The sequence below is a fragment of the Nonomuraea sp. B208 genome, assembly GCF_057536035.1.
Genome location: NZ_BAAJOU010000030.1, coordinates 1 through 16,762, shown reverse-complemented (window position 1 = coordinate 16,762; position 16,762 = coordinate 1). Strand labels below are relative to the sequence as shown.

General features: G+C 73.2%; 14 protein-coding genes. 6 read left to right on the top strand and 8 right to left on the bottom strand.

Annotation, left to right across the window (positions count from 1 at the left end):
• From AC27IY_RS41685 to AC27IY_RS41670, 4 genes are all read left to right on the top strand, one after another.
• Positions 1-699, top strand: a complete 699-nt coding sequence (locus AC27IY_RS41685) for a class I SAM-dependent methyltransferase (RefSeq protein ID WP_344216796.1) — start codon at positions 1-3, stop codon at positions 697-699.
• A 71-nt stretch (positions 700-770) separates the two neighbouring features.
• Positions 771-1,487 carry a polysaccharide deacetylase family protein gene (locus tag AC27IY_RS41680; RefSeq protein WP_487181404.1) on the top strand — a complete coding sequence of 239 codons (717 nt, stop codon included), beginning with the start codon at positions 771-773 and terminating at the stop codon, positions 1,485-1,487.
• A 34-nt stretch (positions 1,488-1,521) separates the two neighbouring features.
• Positions 1,522-2,994 (top strand): hypothetical protein, encoded by a 1,473-nt coding sequence (locus tag AC27IY_RS41675; protein WP_487181403.1) that lies wholly within the window; start codon positions 1,522-1,524, stop codon positions 2,992-2,994.
• A 25-nt stretch (positions 2,995-3,019) separates the two neighbouring features.
• Positions 3,020-4,153, top strand: a complete 1,134-nt coding sequence (locus AC27IY_RS41670) for a carboxylate-amine ligase (protein ID WP_487181401.1) — start codon at positions 3,020-3,022, stop codon at positions 4,151-4,153.
• Here the strand turns inward: AC27IY_RS41670 and AC27IY_RS41665 are convergent.
• The 4 genes from AC27IY_RS41665 to guaA form a co-directional block, all read right to left on the bottom strand.
• The gene (locus AC27IY_RS41665) at positions 4,150-4,617 is read right to left on the bottom strand and encodes a response regulator (RefSeq protein ID WP_423443122.1); all 468 of its coding nucleotides are present in this window, start codon (positions 4,615-4,617) and stop codon (positions 4,150-4,152) included. The two genes, AC27IY_RS41670 and AC27IY_RS41665, sit on opposite strands and share 4 nt — an antisense overlap.
• Positions 4,614-6,203: a sensor histidine kinase gene (locus tag AC27IY_RS41660; RefSeq protein WP_423443120.1), complete on the bottom strand. Its 1,590-nt coding sequence runs from the start codon at positions 6,201-6,203 to the stop codon at positions 4,614-4,616. Before AC27IY_RS41660 ends, AC27IY_RS41665 begins: the two co-directional genes overlap by 4 nt.
• On the bottom strand, positions 6,200-7,378 hold the full coding sequence (locus AC27IY_RS41655) for a PP2C family protein-serine/threonine phosphatase (protein WP_487181399.1): 1,179 nt from the start codon (positions 7,376-7,378) through the stop codon (positions 6,200-6,202). Before AC27IY_RS41655 ends, AC27IY_RS41660 begins: the two co-directional genes overlap by 4 nt.
• Positions 7,379-7,530: 152 nt before the next feature.
• Positions 7,531-9,078 (bottom strand): glutamine-hydrolyzing GMP synthase, encoded by a 1,548-nt coding sequence (gene guaA / locus AC27IY_RS41650; protein WP_344216782.1) that lies wholly within the window; start codon positions 9,076-9,078, stop codon positions 7,531-7,533.
• 97 nt (positions 9,079-9,175) lie between these two features.
• Between guaA and AC27IY_RS41645 the strand changes: the two genes are divergently transcribed.
• Positions 9,176-10,108, top strand: coding sequence for a hypothetical protein (locus AC27IY_RS41645; RefSeq protein WP_487181398.1), 933 nt, complete (start codon positions 9,176-9,178; stop codon positions 10,106-10,108).
• Between the two features lie 122 nt (positions 10,109-10,230).
• Here the strand turns inward: AC27IY_RS41645 and AC27IY_RS41640 are convergent, their stop codons facing one another.
• The gene (locus AC27IY_RS41640) at positions 10,231-11,721 is read right to left on the bottom strand and encodes a DUF885 family protein (RefSeq protein WP_344216778.1); all 1,491 of its coding nucleotides are present in this window, start codon (positions 11,719-11,721) and stop codon (positions 10,231-10,233) included.
• An 88-nt stretch (positions 11,722-11,809) separates the two neighbouring features.
• Here AC27IY_RS41640 and AC27IY_RS41635 point away from each other — a divergent pair, with 88 nt between their 5' ends.
• Positions 11,810-12,553: an N-acetyltransferase gene (locus AC27IY_RS41635; RefSeq protein WP_364461433.1), complete on the top strand. Its 744-nt coding sequence runs from the start codon at positions 11,810-11,812 to the stop codon at positions 12,551-12,553.
• Here the strand turns inward: AC27IY_RS41635 and AC27IY_RS41630 are convergent.
• The 3 genes from AC27IY_RS41630 to AC27IY_RS41620 form a co-directional block, all read right to left on the bottom strand.
• The gene (locus AC27IY_RS41630) at positions 12,534-13,532 is read right to left on the bottom strand and encodes a PLP-dependent cysteine synthase family protein (protein WP_487181396.1); all 999 of its coding nucleotides are present in this window, start codon (positions 13,530-13,532) and stop codon (positions 12,534-12,536) included. The genes AC27IY_RS41635 and AC27IY_RS41630 overlap by 20 nt on opposite strands.
• A gap of 63 nt (positions 13,533-13,595) precedes the next feature.
• Entirely contained in the window at positions 13,596-15,245 is a 1,650-nt protein-coding gene (locus tag AC27IY_RS41625) for a GMC oxidoreductase (RefSeq protein WP_487181395.1), read from the bottom strand.
• Complete coding sequence (locus AC27IY_RS41620; RefSeq protein ID WP_487181394.1) at positions 15,242-16,747, bottom strand: succinic semialdehyde dehydrogenase; 1,506 nt, start codon at positions 16,745-16,747, stop codon at positions 15,242-15,244. The genes AC27IY_RS41625 and AC27IY_RS41620 overlap by 4 nt, the downstream gene beginning before the upstream one ends.
• Between the last annotated feature and the right edge of the window lie 15 nt (positions 16,748-16,762).

Sequence of the window (16,762 nt, the reverse complement as noted above, 5' to 3'; positions counted from 1 at the left end):
ATGGAGACCGAGGAGATCCGCCGGCTCATCGCGCTGGAGGACGCCCACTGGTGGTACCGCGAGCGCCGCGCGATCCTGCGCAGGGAGCTGCGTGAGCTGGGCCGGCCCGGAGTGGCGCTGGACATCGGCGCGGCGGGCGGAGGCAACACCCGGGTGCTCGCCGAGGCGGGCTGGGACGCGACCGCCACTGACACCGACGAGTCGGCTCTGGAGATGGCGCGGCAACGCGGGGTCCCGGCGGTCCGGGCGGACGCGCGGGCGCTGCCGTTCGGGTCGGGCAGCGTCGATCTGGTGACCGCGTTCGACGTGCTGGAGCACATCCGCGAGGACCACCTGGTCACCGAGGAGATCGCGAGGGTGCTGGCGCCGGGCGGGCACGTGCTGATCGCGGTGCCGTGCGACATGGCGCTGTGGTCGTCGCACGACGACGCGGTGGGGCACGTACGCCGCTACCGGCGGGAGTCGCTGACGACCGTGGTCGAGAAGGCCGGGCTGCGGGTGGACCGCGTCTGGAGCTGGAACGTGCTGCTGCGGCCCGTGGTCAAGTGGCATCGGCGGCGGTCGGTGGGAAGCGATCTGAGCAAGGTGCCGGCGTTGCTCAACGCGGGGTTGTCGGCGGTGATCCGGGCCGAGCGGTATCTGCCGGTCGGGTCGTTGCGCGGGGTGAGCCTGTTCCTGCGGGCCCGCCTCCAGCGCTGATCCGGAGCCGAGTGATCTTGGCGGGAGGGTGAGGGCGCCGGGCGGGTCCGGTTGGCTCTAGGCTTGCGGTCGTGGTGACTCATGCCCTCCTCGCCGCCGCCCTGACCCTGTCGTCCGCCCCGGCCGCCGCCTCTGCCTCCACCTCCGCCGCCGTCGAGGCGTCCGCCGAGGCACGGGTGGACTGCGCCCGCGTGAAGTGCCTGGCGCTGACCTTCGACGACGGTCCCGGCGCGCAGACCCCCGCGCTGCTCAAGACGCTGCGCAAGGCGAACGCCAAGGCGACGTTCTTCCTGGTCGGCAAGCGGGTCGAAGAGCTCCCGAAGATCGCCAGGCAGACGCTGGCCGAGGGGCACGCGATCGGTGACCACACCTACTCGCACCAGTCGCTCAGGGCGCTGCTGGACGAGGAGATCAGCCAGGAGATCCGGGTCGGGCGGGACGCCATCCAGCAGGCCACGGGATACCGGCCGACGATGTTCCGCCCGCCGTACGGGCACACCGACGACCGCGTGCTGCGGATCGCCGACGAGGCCGGGATGTCGCAGATCATGTGGACCGGCACCACGCTCGACTGGTCGCTGCGCGACGCCCGCAAGATCACCGCGACCGTGCTCAAGCTGGCCAAGCGCGACGGCGTGATCCTCATGCACGACACGGTCCCGGCCACCGTCAAGGCGATGCCGGGCATTCTCAAGGAGCTGAAGAAGCAGGGCTACCACCTCGTCACGGTCCCGACGCTGGCCCGCGGCGGCGGCAAGGCGCTGGAGCCCGGAGTGAGCTACCCCTGACGACGCCCGACTCCCGGTTCCGATGGCGAGAATCATGGGGAGCGACGGCGCCCCGGCGGGCCTGACCCGCCTCCGGCACCCCTGGCCGGCGCTCGCCACCTTCATCGTCGCCCAGGTGGGGCTCGCGTCCTGGTGGGCGGCCTACTACCCGGGTCTGTTCAGCCGCGACTCGGTGCTCTACCTCAGCCACACGATCGCCGGGCCCTGGGTGAGCGATCATTCGGTGCTCTACGACGCGCTGATGTGGCTGAGCTTCACGAGGACCGGTGACCTGGGCGCGGTCACGTTCGGGCAGACGACGGCCATGGCGGCGGCGCTGACGTTCCTGGCGCAGTCGCTGAAGGCGTTGGGGGCGCCGCGCCGGCTCACCACCGTGGTGGCGATGCTGATGCCGCTCACGCCGCCCGTGGGGGCGTTCACGGTCACGTTGTGGAAGGACGTGCCGTTCACGATCTGCGCGGTGGCGATCGCGGGCGTGTGCGCGCGCTTCGCGGCGGCGCGGCGGGTGAGCGGGCCGGGGCTCGCCGGGCTGGCGGCGCTGACGCTGGCGCTCGGGCTGTTCCGGGCGAACGGCTTCCTCGTGGTGGGCGTGGCCGTGGCGGTGCTGGCCCTCGTCGTACGGGCCGGCCGGGTGCGGCTGCTGCTGGCGGGCGCGGTCGCGGCGGCGCTGCCGCTGGTGCTGACGAACGCGGTGTTCCCCCGGTTCGGGATCGTCGCCCCGTCCTCGACGTACGTGTACCACACGGCCTTCGGCGACGTCGCGGTGGCCTTCCGTGACCGGCCGAAGCTGTTCGGCGAGCGGGACCGGGCGTTGCTGGAGTCGGTGGCGCCGCTGGACCGCTGGTGGTGGGGCGGCACCTGCTCCACGGTCAACACGCTGATCTGGCGGGAGGACTTCAGCTGGCAGCAGGCCGACGCGCACGCCGCCGAGCTGCTCGCCCTGTGGCGGCGGCTGCTGGTCGACGACCCCGGGCTGATGGTGGAGACCCGGCTGTGCCGGGGCGCGATCGCCTGGCGGCCGGTGGGCGATCCGCTGCTGACGGGCGGGACGACGTACCGGCTGTCGCTGCGGCCGACCGCCGACACCTACGTCGGGCCCGGCAAGGTGACGGACTTTCCCGGCCGGTGGGTGTTCTCGCTGCGCCCGCTGTCGTACGAGCTGTACCAGGTGGCCGATCCCTGGCTGACGGGGTCGCTGGCCCCCGAGTACGACTGGGCGCTGTGGCGGGGGGCGTCGTGGGCGTACCTGTCGTACCTGGCGGTGGCGGCGGGGGCGCTGGCCGGGCGGAACCGGTATGTGCTGGGCGTCGCGGCCGTGGTCGCCGGGCAGCAGCTGGCGGTGCTGGCCAACATCTCGGCGCAGGACTTCCGCTACATGGCCGCCCCGATCCTCATCGGGGCGCTGCTGACGCCGTTGCTCCTCGGCAGCCTGTGGCGCCTGGCCCGCTTCCCGGATGCCGTCAACAGGTGCAAAAGGCTCATTTCTGGAAAGAAGACGGCTCCTTGAACTGGGCATAGAGGCGGGAGAGATCATGGCAGGTCGGACGGGATCCTTCACGGTGGGCGTCGAGGAGGAGTTCCACATCGTGGACCTGCGGACCAGGCACCTGTCGACCCGCTCGGGGCCGCTGCTCGACGCCCTGCCCAAGGGACGTTTCACCGAGGAGTTGCAGCGTTCCACGATCGAGGCCAACAGCGCGCCGTTCGCCCGTCTTGAGGACCTCGCCGCCGACCTCTGCGAGCTGCGCGGCCAGCTCGTGCAGGCCGCGCACGAGCTGGGGCTGGGCATCGTCGCGGCCGGCACGGTGCCGCTTGCCGACAAGTCGCGCATGAAGGTGTCGGACGACCCGCGCTACGAGCGCATGCTGGACGACTACCAGCTGCTCACCCGCGAGCAGCTCATCTGCGGCACGCAGGTGCACGTCGAGATCGAGGACAAGGACCTCGCGACGGCGGTGGCGCACAGCGTGACGCCGTGGCTGCCGCCGCTGCAGGCGCTGTCGTGCAGCTCGCCGTTCTGGTTCGGGGAGGACACCGGGTACGCCAGCTACCGCACGCTCGTGTGGCAGCGCTGGCCCACGTCGGGGCCGATGGCCAAGTTCGACTCCGCCGCCGACTACGAGCGGATGGTCCAGGACCTCATCCAGGCCGGCACGATCACCGACCCCGGGATGATCTACTTCGACGTGCGGCCGTCCGCGCACGTGCCGACGGTGGAGCTGCGGATCTGCGACTCCTGCCCGCGGGTGGACGACATCGCGCTCATCGCCGGGCTGTTCCGGGCGCTGGTCATCCGGGAGCTGGCGGCGGTGCGGCGGGACCCGTACCGCGAGATGCAGTTGGAGCCGGTGCGCGCGGCCACCTGGCAGGCGACCAGGTCCGGGCTGGAGGGCGACCTCGTGGACCCGGTCGAGGGCGTGCCGCGGCCCGCCGCCGAGGTGTTCATGAACCTGGTGGACGGGCTGCGGCCGGAGCTGGAGGAGACGGACGACTGGGAGCTGGTGTCCACCCTGGCCCGCGAGGCGCTGGCGCGGGGCAGCTCGGCCGCCCGGCAGCGGCGTGCTTACCAGCGGGAGGGTCGCCTGTCGGACGTGGTGGACCTGCTGCTCGACGAGACCCGGGAGTGCTCGTGGAACGGCCCGTCGTCCTACCGGCCGGCGGCCTAGGCGCCCGGCATGCTGCCCGGCGCCTGGAGGCGGCCGGGCAGCCGGACCACCGTGACGAAGAACTCGTCGATCTGGCGGATGACGGCCAGGAAGCGCTCCAGGTCGACGGGTTTGGTGACGTACGCGTTGGCGAACAGGTCGTAGCTGCGCAGGATGTCCTCCTCGGCCGAGGAGGTCGTGAGGACGACGACGGGGATCGCGCGCAGGTCCGGATCGCCCTTGATCTTCTCCAGGACCTGACGGCCGTCGTACTTCGGCAGGTTGAGGTCGAGCAGGATGAGGTCGGGGCGGGGGGCGTCGGCGTACGGGCCGCGCCGGTAGACGAAGTCGAGCGCCTCCAGGCCGTCCCTGACGACGTGGAGGTTGTTCTGGATCTTGTTGTCCTCGAACGCCTCGCGGGTGATCAGCTCGTCGCCTGGATCGTCCTCGACGAGGAGCACTTCGATGGCCTGCGCAGTGGTCATGAGTCGCTTTCTTGGTGGGTGGCGGCCTCGGGCCCAGAGGTGGGCAGGGTGAAGCGGATGCGGGTGCCTCCGGTGTAGCCGGTGTCGAGCCAGATGCGGCCCCCGTGATTCTCGACGATCTTCCGGCACATCGCCAGGCCGATGCCCGTGCCGCCGTAGGTCTCGCGGTTGTGCAGGCGCTGGAAGATGACGAAGATCTTCTCGGCGAACTCGGCCTCGACGCCGATGCCGTTGTCCTCGACCGCGAACGCCCACTCGCCCTCGTCGCCGGGCTCGCAGGTGACGCGGATCTCCGGGGTCTCCCCCGCGCGGCGGAACTTGATCGCGTTGCCGAGGAGGTTCTGCCAGAGCAGGCCGAGCATCGTCCGGTCGCCCATGACGCTGGGCAGCTCGGCGGGGCGCTCGACGCGGGCCCCGGACTCCTCGACGGCCGCGCCGAGGTCGTCGAGCGCCTTGTCGAGCACCTCGTCCAGCTCGACCGGCTTGCGGTCGTCGTACATGCGGCCCACGCGGGAGAAACTGAGCAGGTCGTTGATGAGCACCTGCATGCGGGTCGCGCCGTCCACGGCGAAGTGGATGTATTGGGCGCCGCGCTCGTCCAGCACCGAGCCGTAGCGTTTCTGCAGGAGCTGGCAGAACGTGGCGATCTTGCGCAGCGGCTCCTGGAGGTCGTGCGAGGCGACGTACGCGAACTGCTCCAGCTCGGCGTTGGAGCGGCGCAGCTCCACGGCCTGCGCGTCGAGGTCGGCGGCCTGGGCGCGCAGCTGGCCCTGGTGCTCGTGCGACTCCTGCAGCGCGTGCACCATCTTCTTGCGCATCAGGTCCACGTCGCGGGACAGCTCGCGGATGTCGGCCGGGCCCCGCTCGGGGATCGGGTGGTCGAAGTCGCCGGTCGCGATGTGCCGGGAGGCCACCCGCAGCTCGTCCAGGGGCCGGCCGACCGCCCGGCGCAGCAGGATCGCCATCGCGAGGCCGGCCAGCAGGAACAGCACGACCATGGCGAGGAAGGCCCAGTCGCGGATGCGCTGCGCCGCCCGCAGGTCGGCCTGCTCGGCGGCACGGGCCTCGGTCAGCTCCGTGGAGAGCCGGTCGAGGCGGGACCGGATGGCGTCGAAGGTCTGTTTGCCGCTCTCGTTGCCCGCGTCGCGGACGACGGCGTCGGCCCGCTTGGCGGCGATGGCGGGCTCGGCGTACGCCCGCCGCCACGACGCGGCCTCGGCGCGGACCGCCTCGACCTCCGCAACGAGCTCGGGATGCTCCTGGAGCAGTGCCGCGATGCTCTCAACGCTGCTCTGCTCGGCCCGCACACCCTCGGTGTACGGGTCCAGGAAGTCACGCCGCCCGGTGAGCAGATAGCCGCGGACGCCCGTCTCCTGGTTGAGCAGGGCGTTCTCCAGCTGGGCGGCCTCGATCCTGGCCGGGGAGAGCCGCCCGATGAGCTGGTCGGACAGGCGGGCGGTGCGGTCCAGCATGAGGGTGGCGACCACGGCGCAGACGATCACCAGCACCGCCGCGACCGCCAGCACGGCGACGAACCAGGCGTGGACCGTCAGGCGGCGCCAGCCGCGCACGGGGGAAGCGTTCACAGCTCGTCTTTCCAGCGGAGGTGGACCACGGCGAGGTCGTCGGCGGCCGTCTCGGGGGCGGCGGTCTCGACGTCCTCGACCAGCGCGTCGATGAAGGACTGACCGTCGAGGTGCGCCCGCCGCCTGGCCAGCTCCAGCAGGCCCTCCTCGCCCAGCCAGCGGGCCCGCTCGCCGGGCAGGCGGCGCTCGAACAGGCCGTCGGTGAACAGCGTCAGCCCGCCGCCCGGCGGCAGCTCCATGACGTGCTGCTCCCAGTCGCTCTCGACGGGCAGGCCGAGCGCGAGGCCCTGCGCCGGCTCGGCCAGGGAGATGCCCTCGGGGGTGTGGACGAGCATGCCGGGGTGGCCGGCCCGCCAGACGCGGATCGTGCGCTGGTCCGGCTCCAGCACGAGCGTGGACATCGTCACGAAGATCTCGGGGCTGGACCGCTCGGCGTCGAGGATGCGCTGGAGCTGCCGCAGCAGCGCGCCGCCCTCCAGGCCGCTCAGCACCAGCGCCCGCCAGGCGATGCGCAGGCAGACGCCGAGCGCCGCCTCGTCGGGGCCGTGACCGCACACGTCGCCGATCACCGCGTGCACGACCTTGTCGTCGGACTCGACGACGTCGAAGAAGTCGCCGCCGAGGGTGAGGGAGCCGCGGCTCGCCTGGTAGCGGGAGGCCACCTGGATCGGCATGGTCTCCAGCAGCGGGGTCGGCAGCAGGCCGCGTTCGAGGCGGGCGTTCTCCTTGGCGCGTACGCGCTCGGCGTGCAGCGCCACGGCGGCCTGCTCGGCCTGCTTGCGCTGCATGGCGTAACGCAGCGCCCGGCCCAGCCACTCGGCCTCCACCCGGCCCTTGACGAGGTAGTCCTGCGCGCCCGCGGTCACCGCGGCGAGGCCCGCCTGCTCCTCGGCGAGGCCCGTCAGCACCACGACGGCCGCGTCGCCGGCCTCCTCCAGCACGGCCGACAGCGCCGAGAACTCGTAGGCGTCGGGCAGGTCGAGATCGAGCAGCACGCACTGGGGGCGCAGCCGCGCCAGCGCCTGCCGCGCCTGCTTCACCGAGCGCGCCCACTCCAGGCGTACGGCCAGGCCGCTGTCCTCCAGCAGCTCGCGGACGATCAGCGCGTCCTGCGGGTCGTCCTCGACCAGCAGGACCAGCGGCGCCGCGTCGCTGTGCTCGTCAGCTTGGGGCATACAGGCGTGTCATCCTTCCCGCCCGCGCCGGTGCCCCCGCGCCGGCCGGCGCCTCGGGCGTCCCGTCACCAACCTGGTCGCGAGTTGGCGCAGAGCCAGATTCACTTCCCCCCGTCGTCACGATTATGCGTGCGCGCGCCAGATCGATGCGCTCACTCCCACTCGATGGTGCCCGGGGGCTTGCTGGTCACGTCGAGAACCACCCGGTTGATGTCGCGTACTTCGTTGGTGATGCGGGTGGAGATGCGCGACAGGACGTCGTAGGGGACCCGCGACCAGTCGGCGGTCATCGCGTCCTCGGAGGTGACCGGGCGCAGCACCACCGGGTGGCCGTAGGTGCGGCCGTCGCCCTGCACGCCCACCGAGCGCACGTCGGCCAGCAGCACCACCGGGCACTGCCAGATCTGCCGGTCGAGGCCGGCCCGCGACAGCTCCTCGCGGGCGATCGCGTCGGCCTCGCGCAGGATCTCCAGCCGCTCGCGGGTGACCTCGCCGACGATGCGGATGCCGAGACCGGGGCCGGGGAACGGCTGCCGCCAGACCATCGCGGCCGGCAGGCCCAGCTCCTCGCCCACGCGGCGGACCTCGTCCTTGAACAGCGTGCGCAGCGGCTCCACCAGCGTGAACTGCAGGTCCTCCGGCAGGCCGCCGACGTTGTGGTGCGACTTGATGTTGGCGGTGCCGGTGCCGCCGCCCGACTCCACCACGTCGGGGTAGAGGGTGCCCTGCACCAGGAAGTCGACCGGGCCGTCGGCCATGATGGCGCGCTGCTCGTCCTCGAAGACGCGGATGAACTCGCGGCCGATGATCTTGCGCTTCTCCTCGGGGTCGGTGACGCCCGACAGCGCCTTGAGGAAGCGCTCGGCGGCGTCGACGACCCGCAGCTTGACGCCGGTGGCGGCCACGAAGTCGCGCTCGACCTGCTCGGCCTCGCCCTTGCGCAGCAGCCCGTGATCGACGAAGACGCAGGTCAGCCGGTCGCCGATGGCCCGCTGGACGAGCGCGGCGGCCACCGCGGAGTCGACCCCGCCGGACAGCGCGCAGATCGCCCGGCCGTCGCCGACCTGGCGGCGCACCGCCTCGACGGACTCCTCGACGATGTTGAGCATCGTCCAGCTCGGCCGGCAGCCGGCCGCCTCCAGGAAGTGCCTGAGCACCGCCTGGCCGTGCTCGGAGTGCAGCACCTCCGGGTGGAACTGCACGCCGTAGAGGCCGCGGCCGGGGTGCTCGAAGGCGGCGACCGGCGTCTCACCGGTGGAGGCGGTCACCGTGAAGCCCTCGGGCGCAGCCGCGACGCTGTCGCCGTGGGACATCCAGACCTGCTGGCTGGCCGGCAACCCGGCGAAGATGACGCCCTCGTCGAGCACCTTGAGCGAGGTGCCGCCGTATTCGGCCACGCCGGTGCGGGCGACCGTGCCGCCGAGCGCCTGGGCCATGGCCTGGAAGCCGTAGCAGATGCCGAACGTGGGCACCCCGGTCGAGAACAGGCCGTGCGGCACCGGCGGCGCGCCCTCGGCGTAGACCGAGGAGGGCCCGCCGGACAGGATGATGGCCTTGGGGTTCTTCGCCATCATCTCCTCGACGGACATCGTCGACGGGACGATCTCCGAGTAGACGTGGCACTCGCGCACCCGCCGGGCGATGAGCTGCGCGTACTGTGCGCCGAAGTCGACCACCAGCACCGTGTCGAATTCTGACACCGAGAGAACCCCCCAAAGGCGAAGTGCGGTGACTCCAGTCTATCGGTCCCGGATATTACGCCTGGCCTGCCGGAGGCTCTCGTGCTAACACAGAACAATGGATCTTGTCTGGCCGGCGACCGCCTGGGCACTCTGGGTGGCCGCGCTGGCCGCGGCCGTCGTGGTGGCCGGCAGGGAGCGGCCCGCCGCTTTCCCCGCGCCCGCCGGGGAGCCGGATCCGCGGGCGGTGGGCGAGCTGCTGCGCGGGATGCGGGCGCAGGAGGTGTTCCACGCGACGCTGTGCGAGCTGGCCGAGCTCGGGCCGGCGCGGATCGAGGGCGACCGGCTCGCCCTCGTGCCCTTTCCTGTGGAGGAGGCGTTGCCGGCGTACCAGCGGTGGGCGCTGGAGCGGGTGCGGGCGCGGCTGGCGGGCCGCGACCTCGCCGACGCGGACGAGGCGCCGCTCGTCGCGCTCATGCCGGACGGGGCCGAGCTGGAGGGCGAGTTCGCGCCGCTGGTCCGGCGGCGGGCGATCGACCTGGGGCTGGCCCGGCGGCGCTGGCCCAGCCTGATCGTGCCGGTCGGGCTGGCCGTCGCGCTGGCCGTCCCCTGGTACGTCACCGTCGCAGACGCCGGGGTGTCGTGGCTGGGCGGGATCGCGACGATGGTGTCGTTCGTGGCGGGCGGGAGCCTGCTGCTCGGCGGGCGGGGGTTCCTGCTCACCGCGCGCGGCAGGGAGCTCGCGGCCCGGCCGTCGCCGCAGCGGGAGTGGATCTTCACCGGCAGCGGCTGGCAGGGGGCTGACGTCGAGCCCGCCGGGTACGCCGCCGGCGGCCCCCGCCGCCGTGAGGTGGCCGGGCACGTCGTCAAGCGGTGGCACGACGACGGGGCGCGCTATCTCGCGCTGCACGACGGGCGTTCGGCGCGGGCCAAGGCGGTCGCGGTGGACCCGGGCACCTACAAGGACGTCCTGCCGGGCGACTGCGTACGCCTGCTGGTGCGGCGCGAGGGCGACGTGGTGCGGGTCCTGGCCCACGAGCGCCACTGGTGACGGCGGGCCCGCCGCAAACCCGGCGGGCCGCCGTGAAGGCGGGCCCGTCGTGAAGGCGGGCCCGTCGTGAAGGCGGGCCCGTCGTGAAGGCGGGCCCGTCGTCAAGGCGGGCCCGCCCGGACCTACAGGATCGCGCCGATCAGCCCCAGCGGCGGCGCGCCGAGCGCCAGCAGCTCCCGGTGGAAGCGCTGCACCGTGAAGCCCGTGCCCCACTCCTTGCGGGCCTGCTCGCGTAGGTCGAGGATGAGCAGCTTGCCCCAGGTGTAGCGGCCGTACGTGGGGTCGAACGTGGCCCGCCTGGCCTCCGACAGCGCCGCGGGGCCGAGCAGGTGCGTGTCGGACTCGAAGCGCCGCGCGCCCTCCTCGACCGTGAACTGCCCGGTGTGCACGCCGATCGCGCAGGCGAGCCGGGTGACGCGGAGCAGCGCCTCCAGCCAGACGCCGATCTCGAAGCGCGGGTCGTCGGGCTCGAAGCCCTCCTCGACGCACAGCTCCTCGGCGTAGTGCGCCCATCCCTCGACGAAGGCGCTCGACATGAGCAGCCTGCGCACCTCGGACGGGGCGTGGCGCATGGCGCGGGCGTGCGAGAAGTGCCCCGGCGCGACCTCGTGGACGTTGATCGCCGGCAGCGTCGTGTGACTGAAGACCTCCAGCCACTCCTCCTGCTCCTGCCGCGGCCAGGACGGGTCCGGCGGCGTGATGTGGTACCAGGACGGGCCCTCGGGCTCGGCGGGCGCGTTCCACGCCATCATCGCCATGGCCCAGCTCCGCGACTCGGGCGCGGGGCCGACCAGGCACTCGCCGTCGTGGTACGGCACCAGGTCCTTCTCCCTGGTGAACGCGATGGCCTTGGCGGTGCCGACCCGGGCCGCCTCGATGACCTCGTCCGCGCCGGGGTGCTCCTTGACCAGCTCCCTCGCGACCTCCAGCGGCGGCTCGGCGCGGCCGAGCTTGGCGCAGGACTCGGCGAGCAGCGACATGAGCCGGTCGCGCTCGGCGTCGGCGCGCTCGGCCAGCCGCCCGAGGTCCACGGGCAGGCCCTCGGCCGTGCCCATGAGCCTGCTCAGGGCGTCGGCGCCGAGCGCGGCGTCGGGGTCGCCTTCCGCGGCGGCGCGTTCGAGGTGGGCGACGAGCCGGCCGTGCGCGGCCAGCGCGGCCTCGTCGGTGACGCCGGCCGCGAGGCCCTTGACCGCGCCCATGAGCGAGCGCGCGACGGGGGCGCTGACCTGGTCGAGCGAGGCGATCGCGCCCTCGACGGCCTCGGGCCAGCGCGCGAGGTGGGCGGCCTTGGCCCTGGCGCGGTCCTCGGCGGGGCCGTAGTCGCGGTCGTAGCAGGCCAGTTCGAGGTTGGACAGGTGCGGCATCGGGTTCTTCCGGTGCAGCTCCAGCTCCCCGAACTGGAAGCGCAGGCTCTCCTCGAACACCTGGAGGTGCTCGGCGTCGTGCGGGTCGCCGGGCGCGGCGCCCTCGCCGAGCCGCGCCAGCCCGGCGCGCACGCCCTCGGGCGACAGGTCCTGGACGTGGCCGTCGTACTCGTGCCTGCCGCCGGCCTCGCGCGCCTCGGCCACGATGAGGTCGGCGACCGCGCGCAGCCTGGGGGTGAGTTCTGTCATGGGCCGACGGTAGCGCACGCCGATAAGTCCCATTAAGTGGTGAAAAAGCAGGCGCTTGCCGGTGAAGGGTGATGTGACAATGATCGGCATGGCCCTGACGATCACCACTCTCGCCGAGCGGCCGGAGTTCGCTGCGACGCTGTGGGAGATGGACCACACCTGGCCGGAGTTCGCGCTCAACGACCCGATCGCCGACCTGTTCTACCCCTTCACCGACACCACGTACGCGGACTACGTGCTGGTGGCCGACGACGACGCCGAGCCGGGGCGGGTGGTGGCGCGGGCCTGCATGATGCCGTACCGGTCGGAGGCCGCCGAGCTGCCCGACGACGGCTGGGACGGCGTGATCAGGCGCGGCTGGCTGGCCCGCGCGCGGGGGCGGCGCGCGAACGGCGTCTCCGCGCTGGAGATCAGCGTCCGCAAGGACCGGCAGGGCGAGGGGCTGTCGGGCGTCATGCTCCGGGCGATGCGCGAGCGCGCCGCCCTCCTCGGCTTCGCCGAGCTGGTCGCCCCCGTCCGCCCCAACCGCAAGCACCTGGAGCCCGGCACGCCCATGGCCGAGTACGCCTGGCGCGTCCGCGAGGACGGCCTGCCGTACGACCCGTGGCTGCGGGTGCATGTACGGGCGGGCGGGAAGATCGTCAAGGTGGCCCCGCGGTCGATGGTGGTGGCGGGCACGCTGGCCGAGTGGCGGACGTGGACCGGCCTGCCCTTCGACCGCTCGGGCGAGGTCGAGGTGCCGGGCGCGCTGACCCCCGTGCACTGTCGCGTCGAGCATGACCACGCGGTCTACGTGGAGCCGAACGTCTGGGTCAGCCACCCTCTGAGCTGACGGGCCCCTGAACGCGCTCGCGGAGCGTGCCCAGGTGCCGGTCCACGTCGAGGCCCTTCGCCGCCGCCCAGGCGTCGTCGTGGCAGGTCGCCAGGTGGCGCTCGGCGGCGTCGCCGATCAGCGACACGACCGTGCCGCCCTCGCCCCGGGCGCGCAGGCGTTCGACCAGCTCCAGCGCCGCCCAGAGGGCGGTGCCCGAGGACGGGCCGACCGGCAGGCCGGTGACCTCGCGCAGGCGGCGGGCCGCCGCGACGCTCGCCGCGTCGGGCACGGGGATGACGAGGTCGACGAGGTCGAAACGGAAGCCGGGCTCGACGCGGGGGCGGCCGATGCCCTCGATCCGCGACGGCATGCCCGTGGCGTAGTCGGCGGCGTCGAGGGTCCAGCCGGGGAAGTAGGCGGAGTTGTCGGGGTCGGCGACCACGACGCGGCAGGGCAGGCCGTGCTCGCGGGCCCACGCGCCGAGACCGGCCGAGGTCGCGCCGGTGCCCGCGCCCGTCACCACCCAGTCGGGCCTGACCTGGCCGAACAGCTCGCCGGCGAGGTCGTGCGGCGTCGCGCGGCCGAACTGGTCGAGGAAGTGGCCGCCGAGCGCGCGGGCGGCGTCGTAGATGGCGAGCGGCGGCGTCACGAAGCGGCACTCGCCGCCCAGCGCCTCGACCGGCCGCGCGCGGGCCTCGGTGCGCTCGCCCGGCATCACCACGACGTACGGCAGGCCGAGCCGCCGCGCGAACCACGCCTGCGCGACGGCGGCGTTGCCCCCGGTGGCCTCCACCACGGTCGTGCCCTCGGTGATCAGGCCCTCGGCGATCGCCCGCCGGAACAGGGCCCGCGCGTGGCGGTGCCGGAGACTGCCCGTCGGCTGCCGCGACTCGTCCTTCAGCAGGAGCCGGACGCCCGGCGCGGCGACCGGGAACTCGATCAGCGGGGTCGGCGGCTCGGGCCCGAGGAGCGCGAGCGCGGCCGTGGTCCAGGTCACGCCCTCACCCTGCCATCCTCCGGCCCGCCGGAGCCCGCGCGTTCGCCAGGGGCCTATTCGGGCCTATTCCGGGAGTGCGGCGGGGGCGCCCGCAGGGACCGCCGGGCGGCGGGGGCGGACCGGGGCGAGCCGCGCGTACGCCGCGCCGAGCGGCGGGCGCGGATCGGGCTCCCCCGCGTTGGGCCAGAACGACAGGGCGCGCTCGGCCTGGGCGGTGATGGTGAGCGACGGGTTGACGCCCAGGTTGGCCGAGACCGCCGAGCCGTCCACGACGTGCAGCCCCTCGTGGCCGTACACGCGGTGGTAGGGGTCGATGACGCCGGTGCCCGGCGAGTCGCCGATCGCGCAGCCGCCGAGGAAGTGGGCCGTGGTCGGGATGTCGAACAGGTCGAGCCACGTCCCGCCGGGCATGCCGTCGATCTCGGCGGCGGCGTGCCGCACGGCCTCGTGCCCGGCGGGGATCCAGGTCGGGTTGGGCTCGCCGTGCCCCAGCGAGGAGCGCAGCCCGAACCGGCTCCTCCGCACGGTGATCGAGTTGTCCTTGGCCTGCATGACCAGGGCGATGACAGTCCGCTCGGACCAGCGGCGCAGGTCGAACAGGCGTAGTGTGCGCAGCGGACGCCTGGCGGCCTCGCGGGCGAAGGCGCGCAGGCGGTTCTGGCCGCCGTCCACGAGCAGGGTGCGCAGCAGGCCCATGGCGTTGGAGCCGTCGCCGTAGCGTACGGGCTCGATGTGGGTCTCGGCGTCGGGGTGGATGGAGGAGGTGATGGCCACGCCGCCGTTGAGCTTCTCGCCGCCGCTCCCCAGTCGTTCGACGCCGAGCAGCGCCTCGGAGTTGGTCCGGGTCAGCGCCCCCAGCCTGGACGACAGGCGCGGCAGCACGCCCTCGTCGCGCAGCTTGTGGAGCAGGCGCTGGGTGCCGTACGTGCCCGCCGCGAAGACCACCTGCCGGGCCGTGAACGTACGGCGGCGCAGCGGCGAGCCCGTCCGGTGCGCGGACACCTGGTAGCCGCCGGACGGCAGGGGCCGCACCGAGGTGACCGTGCACTCCGGGTAGATCCTGGCCCCGGCCCGCTCGGCGAGATGGAGGTAGTTCTCGGTCAGCATGTTCTTGGCGCCGAAGCGGCAGCCGGTCATGCACGCCCCGCACTCGACGCAGCCGCGCCGCTCCGGTCCGGCCCCGCCGAAGTAGGGGTCCACGCCGTCCGGCCCGAAGTAGACGCCGACCGGGGCGAGGCGGAAGGTGCCGGCCACGCCCATCTTCGCGGCGACCCTGGTCATGATCTCGTCGGCGGGCGTGAAGGTGGGGTTGGGCACCACGCCCAGCATGCGCTTGGCCTGGTCGTAGTGGGGGGCGAGCTCGGACCGCCAGTCGGTGATGCCCGCCCACTGCGGGTCGTCGAAGAACGGGGCGAGCGGCTCGTACAGCGTGTTGGCGTACACCAGGGAGCCGCCGCCGACCCCGGCGCCCGCCAGCACCATCACCTTGCTACCGCGCTCGCCGCGCAGCAGGTGGATGCGCTGGATGCCCTTGAGCCCCAGCCACGGGGCCCAGAGGAAGTCGCGGATCCGCCAGGAGGTGACGGGCAGGGTGGTCGCGTCGAAGCGGCGGCCCGCCTCCAGCACGCCGACCCGGTAGCCCTTCTCGGCCAGGCGCAGCGCCGCGACGCTGCCGCCGAACCCCGAGCCGATGACGAGGACGTCGAAGCTCATCGGACGCCGAGCCTCCGCATGGCCTTGAGCGTGCCGGCGAGGACCCCGGCCCACGCCTCGGCCGTCAGGTCGAACGGCGGCTCGAAGCCCAGCCAGCCCGCCTGCGCGGCCACCGTCTTGGACTCGGTGTAGCGCAGCAGGCCCTCCGCGCCGTGCCGGCGGCCGAGTCCGGAGGACTTCATGCCGCCCATGGGGGCGTCGTAGGAGGCGTACGCGGCGCCGTACCCCTCGTTGATGTTGACCGTGCCGGCCTTGATCCGGGCGGCCAGCCGGCGTCCGCGCGCCACGTCGGAGGTCCAGACGGAGGCGTTGAGCCCGTAGACCGTGTCGTTGGCGAGCTCCACCGCCTCGTCGTCGGTCCCGAACGGGTAGAGCGCCACGACCGGGCCGAACGTCTCGTTCCTGCACAGCTCCATGTCCTCGGTGACGCCGGTGAGCACGGTGGGCTCGTAGAACAGCGGGCCGAGGTCGGGGCGGGCCCGGCCGCCGGTCAGCAGCCGCGCGCCCTTGGCGAGGGCGTCGTCCACGTGCGCGGTCACCGCGTCGAGCTGCCGCCGCGAGGACAGGGAGCCCATCTGGACCGACCAGTCGTGGCCCGCGCCCAGCTTGAGGTTGCCGACCTGCTTGACGAAGCGGCGGGCGAACTCCTCGAAGACGGACTCGTGCACGTAGAGGCGCTCGGTCGACAGGCAGAGCTGGCCCGCGCTGGTGAAGCAGGCGCGCAGCGCGCCCTGCACGGCCACGTCCAGGTCGGCGTCGTCGAGCACCAGCATCGGGTTCTTGCCGCCGAGCTCCAGCGAGCAGCCGATGAGCCGCTTGGCCGCCTCCTCGGCGATCTTCCTGCCGCCGCGCGTGGAGCCGGTGAACGCCACGTAGTCGGCGTCGTCCAGCAGCGCGTCGCCGATGTCGGCCGGCTCGCCCAGCACGACCTGCCAGATCTCGCGCGGCATGCCCAGCTCGACGAGCAGGTCGATGGTCCACAGCGTGGACCGGGCGGTCTGCGTGTCCGGTTTGTGGACGACGGCGTTCCCGGCCAGCAGCGCGGGGACGATGTCGGTGACGCCGAGCGACAGCGGGTAGTTCCACGGGGAGATCACCGCGACCACGCCCTTGGGCTGGCGCAGCTCGGTGACCCGGGTGGCGAGCGGGAAGATGCCCTGGCGGCGGGCCGGCGCCAGCAGGCGGGGGGCGCGGCGGGCGTAGTAGAGGCTGCAGCCCGCGACGTCGAGCACCTCCTCCATGGCGTGCTTGCGGGCCTTGCCGGTCTCGTCCTGGACGAGGTCGAGGATCTCGTCGCGGCGGTCGAGTATCGCGTCGTGCAGGCGCAGGAACGGCTCCGCCCGCGCGGCGGCGGGCCGGGCGGCCCACGCGGCCTGGGCGGAGCGCGCCCGCCGGTAGGCCGCCTGGACGTCCTCGACGTCGCTGAGGGCGAGCTCGGCGATGGTCTCGCCGGTGAAGGGCGAGATGATGTGCTGGGTCCTGCCGGGGGCGGTGGCACGCATGGCAGAAGGATATTC